This is a genomic window from Acinetobacter sp. NigerLNRRAM0016 (assembly GCF_054112845.1).
Genome location: NZ_JBSYVT010000004.1, coordinates 87,101 through 101,646, shown reverse-complemented (window position 1 = coordinate 101,646; position 14,546 = coordinate 87,101). Strand labels below are relative to the sequence as shown.

The window sequence follows — 14,546 nt, the reverse complement described above, 5'->3', positions numbered from 1 at the left end:
TTTTATTTCAGCTTATGCAGAAAACTTCTTGGTGATGCTGGCGATACGCTGTGCATAGACTTTTGCTGTGTCCAAATCACCTGATGGAATTTCTTCCACGCTGGCATCCGAAGGCGTTTGTACCAGTAAACCGACAGAGCCGCCTAAATTATTCACATCTTCACGAGTTGCCGATTTACTGTTTGCAGGTAATAAACCCAAGCTCACCCAAATACCGCCATGCTGTGAAGCCAGAGTTTGCAACTGAATAAGCGTGACCTGCTTATCACCATTCAAACTAGCACTGTTGGTAAAACCACCAAAAATTTTATCTTGCCATGCGCGGTTAAACCATTTTTTCGAGCTTGCATCTGCAAACTTTTTAAATTGCCAAGGTGCCGTACCCATATAAGTCGGTGCACCAAAGACAATTGCTTCGGATTGATCTAAGGTTTGCCAATCTTGCTCTTGAATATCACCATTCGCATCAATTTCGATGAGATTCGCAGCAATTTCTTGTGCAAATGTTTGAGCAATTACTTTGGTATGCCCGTAACCTGAAAAATATACCACTGAAATATTAGACATCTTGTTTTCCTGCTTATTCATTCGATTAGGTCGAAACCTAAGATTCACTATGATTCATTAAAAGATCACACCACATGAATTTATGATACACTTATGAAATCTAGTATCAATTAGTTACCACTTGGTAACTGGTCTGGAATCCATGTGAAATGATGCTTAATTCTCAACATGAGGCAGAGCTAAAATGAATAACCCAATGAAATTCAACATTTTTCACCCAAACTGCCCTGCACGGCTTTTTTTTGAAAAATTTGCAGACAAATGGATTTTATTGATTGTGTATACCCTTGATCAGGAGTCACAACATTTCAATGAGTTGAAAAAGAATATTCTCGGGATTTCTCCCAAAGTACTTTCACAGAAGTTAAAAATACTCGAACGTGATGGTTTTTTGACACGCACCATTCACGAAGACAATGTCATTCGAGTGGAATATGCACTGACTGAAATTGGTAAAGATTTTGCCCAAAATGCCTATCAACTCAAAGATTGGGTCGAAGCGAATATAGAAAAAGTGATTGATTCTAGAACTGGATTTGACGAGCGCCAAGAAAAAAAAGAGCCAGCTTAAACTGACTCTCTAGAATAGCTTATTCTGCTGCCAATTGTTGGAAGCCTTGTTGACGCCATGCTTCATATACAATTACGGCTGTGGCATTCGACAAATTCAAACTACGTGAATTCGCGGCCATGGGTAAGCGAATCCAATGCTTTTGCGGAAACATCAAACGTACCTGTTCAGGCAAACCACGTGTTTCTGGTCCCATCAATAAGGCAATTGGACGGTTCAAATCTGAGGTATGCGGCGTTTCAGTGCCCTTGGTCGTTAAAGGATAAACTGCATCTCGATCTACGCCTTGTGCAGCCAAAAATTCAAGACATTGTTCAATATTGTCCCAAATTTGCATGCGTGCCCATTCATGATAATCCAAACCCGCACGCTTCAATTTTTTATCATCCAATTCAAAACCCAATGGCTTGATCAGATGTAGCTGCGCTCCAGTATTGGCACATAAACGAATGATATTACCTGTATTAGCAGGAATTTCAGGCTCGTATAAAACAACATGGATCACAACATTTCTCAACTTAGTAATTTTGCTATTTGGTAGATAAACAGTTCATGCTCAGAACAATTCAATCCCCCAATCCATAGCAGTTAGAATGAAACAATGGCGAGTAATTTACTGCCACTGTAATTGTTCACGCAAACCCACCACTTCACCTATGATGGTTAAAGTCGGTGCTTGAATATGATGTTCGCTGACTTTGCTGGCAATATCCGCCAAAGTGCCAACCACCACCTTTTGCTCAGGTGTTGTCCCCTTAGAAATTAAAGCAACGGGCATATTTGGGCGTTGTCCATGGGCGATGAGTTGTTGACAGGTATTTTCTAGACCGACCAAGCCCATGTATAACACCAATGTTTGATTTTCATACACCAGTTCATTCCAAGGTAGATCTGGCGAACCTTCTTTGAGATGCCCCGTCAAGAATCGAACACTTTGCGCATAATCACGATGTGTTAAAGGAATACCCGCATAAGCGGAACAGCCCGATGCTGCAGTAATTCCCGGCACGACTTGGAACGTAATACCCGCATCAAACAGCTCTTGAATTTCTTCACCACCACGTCCAAAGATAAACGGATCGCCACCTTTCAGACGACAAACGCGTTTACCTTGACTGGCATACTTGACCAATAAAGCATTAATGCCTTCTTGCGGTACGGCATGATTTGAACGCGCTTTACCGACATAAATTTTTTCAGCATCACGACGACATAAATCCATAATCGGCTGAGAGACCAGACGATCATAAATCACCACATCGGCTTGTTGCATCAGACGTAATGCTTTTAAAGTCAATAACTCAGGATCACCTGGTCCAGCACCGACCAAATAGACCTCGCCTTGCGGCGTTTTCCATTCTTGTAAAGCCTGTTCAATCAGTTGATCTGCTGCATCCTCATTACCATTAAACACCTGCTCTTTAAGTGGACTGGCGTACAAGTCTTCCCAAAAAATACGGCGCTGGTCAGGATTGGCAATTTTCTCTTTGACCTTGGCACGCCATTTACCCGAAAACTCAGCGAGTTTGCCCATGCCATGTGGAATCAGCGTTTCTAGTTGAGTTCGAATTTGGCGAGATAAAACAGGAGATGTACCGTTACTCGCCACAGAAAGAATTAAGGGCGAACGGTCAATAATGGCAGGTACCATAAAACGACAATGTGGAGGATCATCGACACTGTTGACCAGTACCTTTTCAGCTTCACAGACTTCAAACACCTGTTGATTGACTGCACGATCATTGGTCGCAGCAATCACAAGTCGATAGTCACGTAAATTCAACGGTGTCTGAAATGCTTCAGCAAAATACTGACCTTGGGTTTGTTTAACCAAAGCTAATAAATCTGCTTCAATTTCAGGAGCAATGACATGTAGAACCGCCCCTGCTTTGGCTAACAAAACCGCCTTGCGATAGGCAATACGCCCACCGCCGACAATCAGACACAGTTGCTGTTGCAGCTTCAAAGAGATTGGAAATATCTCCACGGAATACCTCTAAAATTTGTATCTGATCGTCTTCAAGCAATTTTCGTGCACAAAATGCACATACATCATCAATTAATCGATGTATTCCACACCACCCATGTAAGGGCGAAGCACTTCTGGAATCTCAATCGAACCATCAGCACGTTGATAGTTTTCCATCACCGCCAATAAAGTACGACCCACCGCAAGACCAGAACCATTGAGCGTATGTACAAACTCAGTCTTCTTCTGATCGGCACGGTAACGTGCTTTCATACGACGTGCTTGGAAATCCCACATATTTGAGCATGAAGAAATTTCACGATAGGTATTTTGACTTGGCACCCAAACTTCAAGATCGTAAGTTTTTGCTGCACCAAAGCCCATATCACCACCACACAAGGTGATTTTACGATAAGGTAAGCCAAGCGCTTGCAAAATACCTTCAGCATGACCCGTTAATTCTTCCAAGGCTTGCATTGAGTCTTCTGGTTTAACAATTTGCACCATCTCAACTTTATCAAATTGGTGTTGGCGAATTAAACCACGGGTATCACGACCATAAGAACCCGCTTCACTACGGAAACATGGCGTATGCGCTGCATATTTTAATGGTAAACGATCTGCATCTATAATTTCGTCGCGCACAAAGTTCGTGACTGGCACTTCTGCTGTCGGGATCAAATAATATTCTTTCTCACCCTGTAATTTGAACAAATCTTCTTCAAATTTAGGCAATTGACCAGTACCACGCAAAGAGTCTGCATTGACTAAATATGGCACGTACGCTTCGGTATAGCCATTTTTTAGAGTATGTGTATCTAACATGAACTGGGTTAAAGCACGTTGTAAACGCGCTAAAGGTCCTTTCAATACACTGAAACGTGAACCTGTGAGTTTAGTCGCCGTTTCAAACTCTAAACCACCCATCCATTCGCCAAGATCGGTATGATCTTTAATGTCAAAGTCAAAACTACGTGGGGTGCCCCAAGTGTAAACTTCAACATTATCACTCTCGTCTTTCCCTTCAGGTACAGACTCGTGTGGCATATTTGGAATTGAAAGTAGTTTCGCTTCGAGTTCAGCTTGCAATTCAGCTAAAGCCACTTCTGCAGCTTTAATTTCATCACCAATAGCGCCCATACGCGCCATGATTTCTGACGCATCGCCGCCCGCTTTTTTAATTTGACCAACTTGTTTCGCGCCCGCATTACGTTCAGCTTGTAAAGCTTCAGTTTTGGACTGTAAATCTTTACGGCGAGCTTCTAATGATGCCCACTCTGCTACATCCAATTGAATGCCACGTTTTGCCAAGGCTAAATTTACAGCCTCAATATTTGTTCTGATTAATTTCGGGTCGATCATAGCCAGTCTTTGCTAAAGAAAAAAACTGGCTATAGTGTAAGCTGTTCATACCAAAAAATACAGTCAGCAACGCTCAAGCACGACGACATTCAGGCAATAATCCATCAATTAAGCAGCGGCTTCTGCACTTTAATGCTCAGGATATTGCGGCAAACTTGGTAAATATTCTGGACGTACAAATTTTTTCAAGCTGTAGTATGGCAAGGTCAATTCACTCATGCCCTCTGCATAAGAGGCCAGTTCGTACAATGGATACACGAACACCAAACCATTCGCCCCATAATAGAAATTGTCGCTTAGTTGCAATTTCGCTTTTTCAATATTATGTTCTTGTAACCAATTCAAATTATTGTCATACAGTGCATCGAGTACTTGTGCATCTGTCCCTTTCACCAAGATATCTTGCAAGGCTAAGCGCTTTTTCTGTTTCAAATCAAAGTTCACAAATTCTTGATGATACATCCCATGTGCCGCCCCTGCGGAATAGCTATAACTCTGCATGGCAAAGGTTGCGAAATTATCATTCTGCCCGACATAGCGAACATAGGTTGAACTTTGATTCAGGCTGGGCTGTGCATCATCATCCAAACGTACTTTTTGATTCGGTTGATCCGAAAATGCAATCGGGTCTGTTTTTTTAATCCGATCCATAAAATAATGGTCAATCCATTTCAAATTGGTTTCAACCGTTTGAATATCGTATTGCGTACAACCTTCTGCTTCACAGGCTTCAGGCTTCGCCAACTTTACAGGAACCACTTTTGCCTGAATTGCAGGTATCACTTGTTCCGCTTTTGCTTCAGTATTGGTGGTTTTCGCTTCTGCGGATTGTTGCGAGGCATCTTTCGGCTGACAACCTGTAAATAACACCACTGAACAGAACAGCGGTAAAGCCCAATATCGTTGTTTTAATTGGAAAGTGTTCATAAATAAACCTTGTATGCAATGTATTCAAGTAATTCTTTTCACTATACAAAGTCTGACTTTAAGATGAAATTACAAAATGTAGCCCAACCCTATAGACCACACATTAAAATGAATATTTCAATCGGTATCATTTTTTCGTTATCTACATAAAAAATGCAGCGCTTAGGCTGCATTTTTATTACTCTTGATTTTAATGATGATTTTTAAACTTATTGATCAATAATGTCCGTGCCTTTCGGTGGGGTAAAATTAAAGGTTGATGCTGGAATTGACGCATTCACTTTGACATTATTAAATTTTACATACGTGGTTTGACCCAATGAATCTTGTAAAATCATTAAATTTGGAGCCTTATTCACACCAAAACTAATGGTCAAGCTTTGGAAGGCACCATCATCATTTTTTGGGTAAAGCGTGTAATAGGTTTTACCTTTATTCGGTTGCGTCACACGATAAGACTGCATAATCTGGCTCGTGTTGCCCGATAACAATAACGCAGGTGTATTCGCAACTTGCTCATCTAGGCTTTGACGAACAGCTTGTTGTAAGTCTGGATCATAAATCCACACTGTTTTTCCCGAGGTCACAATCGTCTGTTTTGCAGGAGTCGTCGTTTCCCAATAAAACTTACCAGGACGCGCGACTTTCATAGTGCCTTTAAAGGTCTGATTCATGTGTTGCGCAGTCAAACCCTTTTTCTGTGTTGCTTTTGTAGCGCCAGATGTTTTCGTTGTTTGCTCAAAATTAGCCGATAAACTTTGAATACCACTTAACTGCTTCACTAAGTTTGCAGTTGCTTGTTGCTCCGATGCCGCGACTGGGGCTGCAAAAACAGTAGTACTCATCATTGGAGCTAAAGTTACTGCACCCAATGCCATAGCACATGTGGTTTTACGAAGCATATTCATGTCAATCACCTTTCTAATTTGCTATTTCGCAATCTATTGAAAGGCACATATTAAACCAATTCTAGTTGCTAATAATTGAGAATATAAGAAGATTTGTATATTTATTCAGGTTAAATGTAGTAAACCATCCATCATGATGAAGACTTTATATTTATATTTCTTGCAAAAAAGCCCCTGAATTTCAGGGGCTTTTCTGCTTGAGCTACTAAGAGGGTAAATGCCTATTTGAGCTACTAAGAGGTTAAATTCCTACTTCCACTGCCAGCCGACCGCAGCACCAGTACCAAAGTCACCTTCACTATTGAATGTCACGGCTGCTTTATAGACATACTTGTTATTCTCAGTCACACCACTCATACCGAAGGCATAACCTTGTTCACCTTCCCACATACCCACACCAGTGCTGAACATACTCATACCAGCTTCAGTGGGTTGAGGTAAGGAAGCAATCGCAATACTGGATGCGACCGCAGCATAAGTTTTGTCTTCTAAATTTCTCATGTCTCGATTCAGAGCATCTACACGACTATCGGTATACGCTTTCGCATCATTCAGAGTTTGCTGACCAACTTGGTCAACATAGGTTTTTGCTTGATTCAAGACAGTGGTATCGGCAGCAGCCATTTCTTCTGGAGTAATACCGTTTGTACCATCAGCCCCTGTTGCGCCTGTAGCTCCGACTGCCCCTGTAGCTCCTGTTGCACCTTTAAGACTCGCCAGCCATTCAGTAATGGTTCCTTTAAAGCCATTATTCACAGCTGTAGTATAGGCACTCACGCCATTTGAACCACTTGTACCCTTCAAACTCTCTATCCAAGCTGCCACATTCTCAGCAAGTGTTTTGGTCGAATCTGGAGTAAAACTTTTTGAATCAACAGCCTGTTGATAAGCACTTACCCCTTGTACACCTTGTGTTCCATTTGTACCCGTTGCACCAGTGGCGCCTGTATCACCTTTGGCACCTGTAGCTCCCGTTGCACCAGTGGCGCCTGCATCACCTTTGGCACCTGTAGCTCCCGTTGCACCAGTGGCGCCTGTATCACCTTTGGCACCTGTAGCTCCCGTTGCACCTGTGGCGCCTGTATCACCTTTGGCACCTGTAGCTCCCGTTGCACCAGTGGCGCCTGTATCACCTTTGGCACCTGTAGCTCCCGTTGCACCAGTGGCGCCTGTATCACCTTTGGCACCTGTAGCTCCCGTTGCACCTGTGGCGCCTGTATCACCTTGTGGTCCTTGCGCTCCAGTTTCACCTTGTGGTCCTTGCGCTCCAGTTTCACCTTGTGGTCCTTGCGCTCCAGTTTCACCTTGTGGTCCTTGTGGTCCTTGTGGTCCAGTTTCACCTTGTGGTCCTTGTGGTCCAGTATTGCCTCCACCGTGATGTCCACCACTGCCAGAGCCTCCACCATGTCCACCACTGCCAGAGCCTCCACCATGTCCACCACTGCCAGAGCCTCCACCATCATGTCCGCTACCGCCAGAGCCTCCACCATGTCCGCCACTGCCAGAGCCTCCACCATCATGTCCGCTACCGCCAGAGCCTCCACCATGTCCGCCACTGCCAGAGCCTCCACCATGTCCGCCACCACCGCTATTTTCCCTATTATCTTTATAGTGTCCTAAGCCTAAACCTTGACCATGCTCTTCATGACCCTGTCCATTATGATTCTGATGAGTATCTATTTGGTTTCCCACTATTGATTTATCTTTTTCATATGCAAATGCATTCCCATTAGCCATATTACTTAAACTATGCATAGCACCTGTAATACTTTGCGTGGCTCCATCAAAGATACCAGCCCATACACCATTTGCTGTTGTAATTAAGACACCCAATAAAAGTAATTTTGGTGTAAATTTTTTTGATTTTTGCTGTTCAAAATGATGCTCAAGTATAGATTTTTTCATGTCCATCTTCCTTATGCTTCTTATTTAAACCATTACACTCCTTAAAAAATGTGATGTGTATCACTATTTTTAGGTATATTGAGATATAAGATAGATAACAAAATCTGGCCGTATTCATCTAAATAATTGGTTTATAAGTTTTTTATTCTTTCAATTTCCAGACAAAGATTTCAATGCAAAAAAAACCCGCATAAAATGCGGGTTTTTCTGAACGATTAAAACTTATGCAGTTTCAACAGTTACATAGCGACGGCCAAACTGACCTTTCACTTCAAATTTTACTACGCCGTCAGCAGTAGCAAATAAAGTATGGTCACGACCCATACCAACATTTGCACCAGCGTGGAATTCTGTACCACGTTGACGAACGATGATGTTACCAGCAGTCACAGCTTGACCACCGTACATTTTAACACCTAACATCTTAGGATTTGAGTCACGACCGTTCTTAGTCGAGCCACCGGCTTTTTTAGATGCCATGTCTATTTACTCCTCGTGATTAGCCTGAGATACCAGTAATTTTCAACTCGGTAAACCATTGACGGTGACCAGTTTGCTTACGGTAGTGTTTACGACGACGCAACTTAACGATGCGGATTTTGTCGTGACGGCCATGACCAACCACTTCTGCAGTTACTTTAGCGCCAGCTACAACTGGAGCACCGATTTGAATGCTTTCGCCGTTTACAACCATTAATACGTCATCAAACGTAATAGTCGCGCCAGTTTCAGCTTTCAATAATTCAACTTTAAGGGTTTCACCCTCAACTACACGGTGCTGTTTACCACCGCTTTGGATTACTGCGTACATAATGTACTCCAAACATGCCCGTGTCGTCGTGCCGATAAAGGGATATATCGATCTTAAGACGATCGCCACTGGGGTTATACAAGGGGACAGATTTTAAGTGATTATTGAGCAAACAACAAGCCACCTTCACAAAAAAACCTAAACTCGCGCCGAAGTTGGCTTAAACTCTCTACGTCCTAAATTAAAATAGAATGAAACACATACGACTGTGTAATAAACAATAGATTTTTAAAATCAATTCGCTACTATAGTCAGCAGATACATTTTTGATGTCATCCAATACTTCGTGTGCGTATTTATTGCAATCCACAGGCTTCAAATTGCAAGCCAGAAGCAACTGATTTAACACGTCTGTCTTTGCTTCTGCTTTTCGATTGCACTATATATAGCTATGTCACAGATGAAAGCATCACTTAACCAATAGAGGTTTCTATTCCTATGGCCATCGATTTTAAGCAAGATATTCTCGCCCCTGTAGCTCAAGACTTTGCTGAGATGGACACATTTATTAATGAAGGAATCACCTCTAAAGTGGCACTGGTGATGGCGGTCAGCAAACATGTGGTTGAAGCAGGCGGCAAACGCATGCGTCCGATTATGTGTTTACTGGCAGCAAAAGCGTGTGGTGCAGAAGACTTGGCGCAGCAGCGGAAATTGGCAGCCATTATTGAAATGCTGCATACCGCAACACTGGTCCATGATGATGTTGTAGATGAATCGGGTTTACGTCGTGGTCGTCCTACCGCCAATGCTACATGGAACAATCAAACTGCTGTTTTAGTGGGTGACTTCCTCATTTCACGTTCTTTTGATTTATTGGTCGATCTGAATAATATGACCCTATTAAAAGACTTTTCGACTGGTACCTGTGAAATTGCGGAAGGTGAAGTACTACAACTGCAAGCCCAACATCAACCTGATACCACCGAGCAAACTTATTTAGATATTATTCATGGCAAAACTTCACGTTTATTTGAGTTGGCCACTGAAGGCGCTGCAATCCTGACGGGTACACCTGAGTATCGTGAGCCATTAAGAAAGTTTGCGGGCCATTTCGGCAATGCCTTCCAAATTATCGATGATATTTTAGATTACACGTCTGATGCTGAAACACTGGGTAAAAACATTGGTGACGATTTAATGGAAGGTAAGCCAACCTTGCCGCTTATTTCTGCATTACAACACACCACTGGCGAGCAACATCAGATTATTCGTAAAAGTATTGCGACGGGTGGCACTGCTCAACTGGAACAAGTGATTGAAATTGTACAACAGTCTGGTGCTTTAGATTATTGCCGCAAACGTGCGACTGAAGAAACTGAGGCAGCCCTAGCTGCATTGTTGGCATTACCTGATACGATTTATCGTCAAGCCTTAGCCAATTTGGCTCAATTGGCTTTACACCGAATTCAATAAAGTAGAATTGCCTATTTGCTTATGCATATACAATTAAATGATGTGTTGCGAAACATGCAAGAACAGCTTGAGCGTGCTCAGGCTGTTGATCATCACTTGCTGATTGAGCTGGTTAACTTAATTCGACCCAGTGATAGTCGAAATCTAGACGAAATAGAACAAAAATTTCAGCTGTTTATTCAAACTTTGCTCATTACGCCCAATGCAGCCATTACGCTACAAAGTTATCTTCTTCGCCTGATCAATCAGTACAAACAAACCAGTTTATTTGCCGACACAGGCATTTTATCTCTGGATGGTTTCTGGAATCAGCTCGCGCAACGTGTTGGTGCGCATTTTTTACCTTTAATTTATGATGGGACTCAGCTACAAGAATTGGTGCGTCAGGTTTTCCATCAAGCCAGCGATCATTACTGGCTCGATCAAATCTCCGAGAAAAACTGGCAACAACTGTTTCGACTCTTAAATCAGGGTCATAGCAATCAACAAGAAAAGCTCAAAATTAAAAGTGAGCTAATTAAAGCCATTACGGTAATTTCATATCGAATTAGTGGTATTGGGCTATATCCTGAATTTATTAATGCGCAACCCGAACTCACGGAATATGAATCTCCTTTTTTAGTTCAAAACCGTGAGATTATTGAGTTTATTCAACACTATAAGAAACTACATCAGAATCGGGATGAGTTTGCTGTCATTGCCCCACCCGATGCTTCACAAGCCTTGGTGATGATTGACCAATGCCGTGATGTCGTTTCGAAAATTCGACGCGCTACCAAACGAATTGGGGTCAGCATCAGCCTGACATATTTGCTCTCGTTGCTGGAACAGTGTCTTGACCGTGTCGAACTGCTGCTGCAATTGATTGTTGAAGAAGATGACATTCGTTATCTGGCGATGGGAAGTCTGCTCACCGATATCAGTCAGGCGATTTATAATGAGCGTAGTGTTCGAGCATTATTGGCCAATAATAGTGAACTCATCGCCTTACAGGTGACCGAGAATGCCAGTAAAACAGGTGAACATTATGTAAGTACCGACAAAAAAAGCTTTTGGTCGATGTATCTTTCTGCCGCAGGCGCTGGGGTGATTATTGCCATTATGGCAACCCTGAAAACCTTGGCATCACGTGTCGTCATGGCGCCGATCATGCAAGCATTTGTCTATAGCATGAATTATTCCTTCGGTTTCATGCTAATTCACGTCATTCATTGTACTGTCGCGACCAAACAGCCTGCGATGACCGCAGCCGCATTAGCCGCTACAGTACAGCATCGCAAAGGCTCCAAAACCGCGCAAATTGCCGAATTAGCAGCGCTGATTATTAATATTATCCGCACCCAATTTATTGCCATTCTCGGCAATATCTCGATTGCGATTCCAGTAGCCGCTTTAATCGCTTGGCTATGGCAAATTGGCTTGCATGAGCCCTTAATGAATCATGCCAAGGCGGCAAAAGCACTGCATGACTTAAATCCGTTCACTTCTCTCGCAATTCCACATGCAGCCATTGCAGGTGTTTGTCTGTTTTTATCTGGCCTAATTGCCGGATATTTCGACAATATGGCGGTCTATCGCAAAGTAGGTCCAAGACTGAAAGCGCATATGCACTTAAAGCTGGTTTTGGGTCAGGAACGCTTAAATGCCTTTGCGGAATATATTGAACGTAATTTAGGCGCGCTCGCCGGTAATTTCATTTTTGGCATTATGCTTGGTAGCATGGGAACCATTGGCTTTATTCTTGGTTTACCGCTCGATATTCGCCATATTGCCTTTGCCTCTGCCAATTTTATTCAAGGCTTAATGAATATTAATGACACGCCCGATATTGGCCTGATTATTGTTTCCTTTTTGGGTGTGCTTTTAATTGGCTTAACCAACTTATTTGTGAGCTTTACCCTGACCATTATTGTTGCATTACGAGCACGTCGGGTACGTTTTGAACAATGGAAGCCGTTGGCAAAACTGGTCATGACCCACTTTTTAACCCGTCCAAGTGATTTCTTTTGGCCCCCAAAAGTACCACTTGAAGTTGAAGAAAGTTCAAATAGTACAAAACACCATACAAAATGATTTTGTACCCATTTTGAGCACTTGTTAGACTATGAACAAAATTTTATGCATTATTAATCAACACTTGAATTAAAGTGTACTGATGAGTACACTTTAACCCAGTAAATAACCGCGCTCAAATCGGTTCAAATGACACGAGTTTTAGCATGCCTTATTTGTTGCTTTCTATCGGTATTATTCTATTTATAATCAGCATATTAGTATTATTTTTTCAACCATTAACATCGCTAGATTTAACCATAGTTGAAAATTTCAGTACGTTGAGAACTGAGCCTATAAATAAGTTTGCAATACTTTTATCTGCACTCGGCGGCATGCCATTTGTATTATTTTTAACCTGTCTATGGTGTTTCCATCGTGCATGGTATAAAAAGTATAAAGATGTCATTTTTATAGGTTTAGGCGTAGTTGGAAGCATTGCTTCTGTTTGGCTACTTAAATTTTTAATTTCAAGACCACGCCCACCAGAAATGTTTCACCTAGTGACGAGCTATGGTGCTTCCTTTCCAAGTGCGCACAGTATGTATGCTGCCACTTTGGCGTGTCTTGCCATTTTCTTAAGTCGCCCATTTCCTGCACATCGTTTTATTGTCTGCATTGCTCTTTTATGGATGCTGATGATGGGAATTTCAAGAGTCTATCTTGGGGTACATTTCCCGTCCGATGTCCTTGCGGGATGGAGTATCAGTATTATATGGATTTCACTGCTCTACATTATGTATGGCAGATACAACCAATCAAATACAAATTATTTTTAGATAAAAATCTAATCGAGGTGGAACAATGATGTCGGCAAAGCTTTGGGCCCCAGCCCTTACCGCTTGCGCATTAGCAACGAGTATTGCACTTGTTGGTTGTAGCAAAGACCCAAAGGATGCGCAGCAAGCAGGCGCTTCTCAACAAATGCCACCTACTGAAGTCGGTGTCATTGTTGCACAACCGCAAAATGTAGAACAATCTGTAGAGTTATCTGGCAGAACCACGGCATTTGAAGTCTCTGAAGTTCGCCCACAAACGAGTGGAATTATTCTAAAACGTTTGTTTGCGGAAGGCAGCTATGTGCGTGAAGGACAGGCACTTTATGAACTTGATTCTCGTACTAATCGCGCAACATTTGATAATGCCAAAGCAGCATTATTACAACAAGAAGCAAATCTAAGCTCACTTAAAACCAAACTCAATCGTTATCAACAACTGGTTTCAAGCAATGCTGTTGCGAAACAAGATTATGATGACTTAGTCGGTCAAGTGAATGTTGCAGAGGCACAAGTCGCTGCTGCACGTGCACAAGTTAAAAATGCTGAAGTAGATTTAGGCTACTCAACCATTCGTTCACCTATTTCAGGTCAAACGAACCGTTCAACAGTTACAGCAGGCGCATTGGTTACAGCAAATCAAACCGACCCTTTGGTGACAATTCAGCGTTTAGACCCAATCTATGTTGATATCAATCAGTCAAGTTCTGAACTTCTACGCTTACGCCAACAACTAAGCAAAGGTAGTTTAGACAGCAGTAATAACACTCGCGTAAAACTTAAACTAGAAGATGGAAGTGAATACCCAGTCGAAGGACGTTTAGCGTTCTCTGATGCAAGTGTCAATCCAGATACAGGGACTGTAACCATCCGTGCAGTGTTCCCGAACCCAAATCACTTATTACTTCCTGGTATGTTTGCCAACGCTCAAATCGTGCAAGGGGTGATCCCAAATGCGATTTTAGTGCCACAAATTGCTGTGACACGTACACCTACTGGTCAAGCCATCGCGATGATTGTGAATGACAAAGGTGTTGTTGAGTCTCGCCCAATCACCACATCTGGCATTCAAGGCCAAAACTGGATTGTGACTCAAGGTCTTAAAACAGGTGAAAAAGTTATTGTTGACGGTATAGCGAAAGTTAAAGCTGAACAAAAAGTTGTTACGAAACCGTATCAACCTCAAGCAGCAGCGCCTCAAGCTCCAACAACTGAGGCTAAAAAGACAGAAGCTGGTGCGAAAACAGAACAAAAAGCTACTTCAAACACATAAGGGGTAGAC

At 42.4% G+C, this 14,546-nt stretch carries 14 protein-coding genes; 5 read left to right on the top strand and 9 right to left on the bottom strand.

The genetic code is table 11. The features are described from left to right. Nucleotides 1-12 precede the first annotated feature (12 nt). Complete coding sequence (locus ACWQ4X_RS04495; protein ID WP_457902862.1) at nucleotides 13-567, bottom strand: flavodoxin family protein; 555 nt, start codon at nucleotides 565-567, stop codon at nucleotides 13-15. Nucleotides 568-751: 184 nt separating this feature from the next. Between ACWQ4X_RS04495 and ACWQ4X_RS04490 the strand changes: the two genes are divergently transcribed. Further along, nucleotides 752-1,138 carry a winged helix-turn-helix transcriptional regulator gene (locus tag ACWQ4X_RS04490; protein ID WP_100243169.1) on the top strand — a complete coding sequence of 129 codons (387 nt, stop codon included), beginning with the start codon at nucleotides 752-754 and terminating at the stop codon, nucleotides 1,136-1,138. 19 nt (nucleotides 1,139-1,157) lie between these two features. On the opposite strand, the gene ACWQ4X_RS04485 is transcribed toward ACWQ4X_RS04490, so the two are convergent. The 8 genes from ACWQ4X_RS04485 to rplU all read right to left on the bottom strand — a co-directional run bounded on the left by ACWQ4X_RS04485 (nucleotide 1,158) and on the right by rplU (nucleotide 9,020). Next, nucleotides 1,158-1,643 (bottom strand): tRNA (cytidine(34)-2'-O)-methyltransferase, encoded by a 486-nt coding sequence (locus ACWQ4X_RS04485; protein WP_457902861.1) that lies wholly within the window; start codon nucleotides 1,641-1,643, stop codon nucleotides 1,158-1,160. A gap of 108 nt (nucleotides 1,644-1,751) precedes the next feature. Continuing rightward, complete coding sequence (gene cysG, locus ACWQ4X_RS04480; protein WP_457902860.1) at nucleotides 1,752-3,125, bottom strand: siroheme synthase CysG; 1,374 nt, start codon at nucleotides 3,123-3,125, stop codon at nucleotides 1,752-1,754. Nucleotides 3,126-3,197: 72 nt separating this feature from the next. Then, nucleotides 3,198-4,469, bottom strand: a complete 1,272-nt coding sequence (serS, locus tag ACWQ4X_RS04475) for a serine--tRNA ligase (RefSeq protein ID WP_457902859.1) — start codon at nucleotides 4,467-4,469, stop codon at nucleotides 3,198-3,200. 129 nt (nucleotides 4,470-4,598) lie between these two features. Continuing rightward, nucleotides 4,599-5,396 carry an RsiV family protein gene (locus tag ACWQ4X_RS04470; protein WP_457902858.1) on the bottom strand — a complete coding sequence of 266 codons (798 nt, stop codon included), beginning with the start codon at nucleotides 5,394-5,396 and terminating at the stop codon, nucleotides 4,599-4,601. Nucleotides 5,397-5,605: 209 nt separating this feature from the next. Next, nucleotides 5,606-6,304, bottom strand: coding sequence for an outer membrane lipoprotein chaperone LolA (gene lolA / locus ACWQ4X_RS04465; RefSeq protein ID WP_457902857.1), 699 nt, complete (start codon nucleotides 6,302-6,304; stop codon nucleotides 5,606-5,608). Nucleotides 6,305-6,553: 249 nt separating this feature from the next. Then, complete coding sequence (locus ACWQ4X_RS04460) at nucleotides 6,554-8,209, bottom strand: exosporium protein (RefSeq protein WP_457902856.1); 1,656 nt, start codon at nucleotides 8,207-8,209, stop codon at nucleotides 6,554-6,556. Between the two features lie 222 nt (nucleotides 8,210-8,431). Then, on the bottom strand, nucleotides 8,432-8,689 hold the full coding sequence (gene rpmA / locus ACWQ4X_RS04455) for a 50S ribosomal protein L27 (protein WP_100242545.1): 258 nt from the start codon (nucleotides 8,687-8,689) through the stop codon (nucleotides 8,432-8,434). A gap of 19 nt (nucleotides 8,690-8,708) precedes the next feature. After that, complete coding sequence (rplU, locus tag ACWQ4X_RS04450; RefSeq protein WP_100242544.1) at nucleotides 8,709-9,020, bottom strand: 50S ribosomal protein L21; 312 nt, start codon at nucleotides 9,018-9,020, stop codon at nucleotides 8,709-8,711. A 438-nt stretch (nucleotides 9,021-9,458) separates the two neighbouring features. Between rplU and sdsA the strand changes: the two genes are divergently transcribed. The 4 genes from sdsA to ACWQ4X_RS04430 all read left to right on the top strand — a co-directional run bounded on the left by sdsA (nucleotide 9,459) and on the right by ACWQ4X_RS04430 (nucleotide 14,537). Continuing rightward, nucleotides 9,459-10,436 (top strand): All-trans-nonaprenyl-diphosphate synthase, encoded by a 978-nt coding sequence (sdsA, locus tag ACWQ4X_RS04445; RefSeq protein WP_457902855.1) that lies wholly within the window; start codon nucleotides 9,459-9,461, stop codon nucleotides 10,434-10,436. Between the two features lie 21 nt (nucleotides 10,437-10,457). Further along, complete coding sequence (locus tag ACWQ4X_RS04440) at nucleotides 10,458-12,509, top strand: site-specific recombinase (protein WP_457902854.1); 2,052 nt, start codon at nucleotides 10,458-10,460, stop codon at nucleotides 12,507-12,509. A 146-nt stretch (nucleotides 12,510-12,655) separates the two neighbouring features. Next, nucleotides 12,656-13,267, top strand: a complete 612-nt coding sequence (locus tag ACWQ4X_RS04435; protein ID WP_457902853.1) for a phosphatase PAP2 family protein — start codon at nucleotides 12,656-12,658, stop codon at nucleotides 13,265-13,267. 25 nt (nucleotides 13,268-13,292) lie between these two features. Next, entirely contained in the window at nucleotides 13,293-14,537 is a 1,245-nt protein-coding gene (locus ACWQ4X_RS04430; protein WP_086208128.1) for an efflux RND transporter periplasmic adaptor subunit, read from the top strand. Nucleotides 14,538-14,546: the final 9 nt, after the last annotated feature.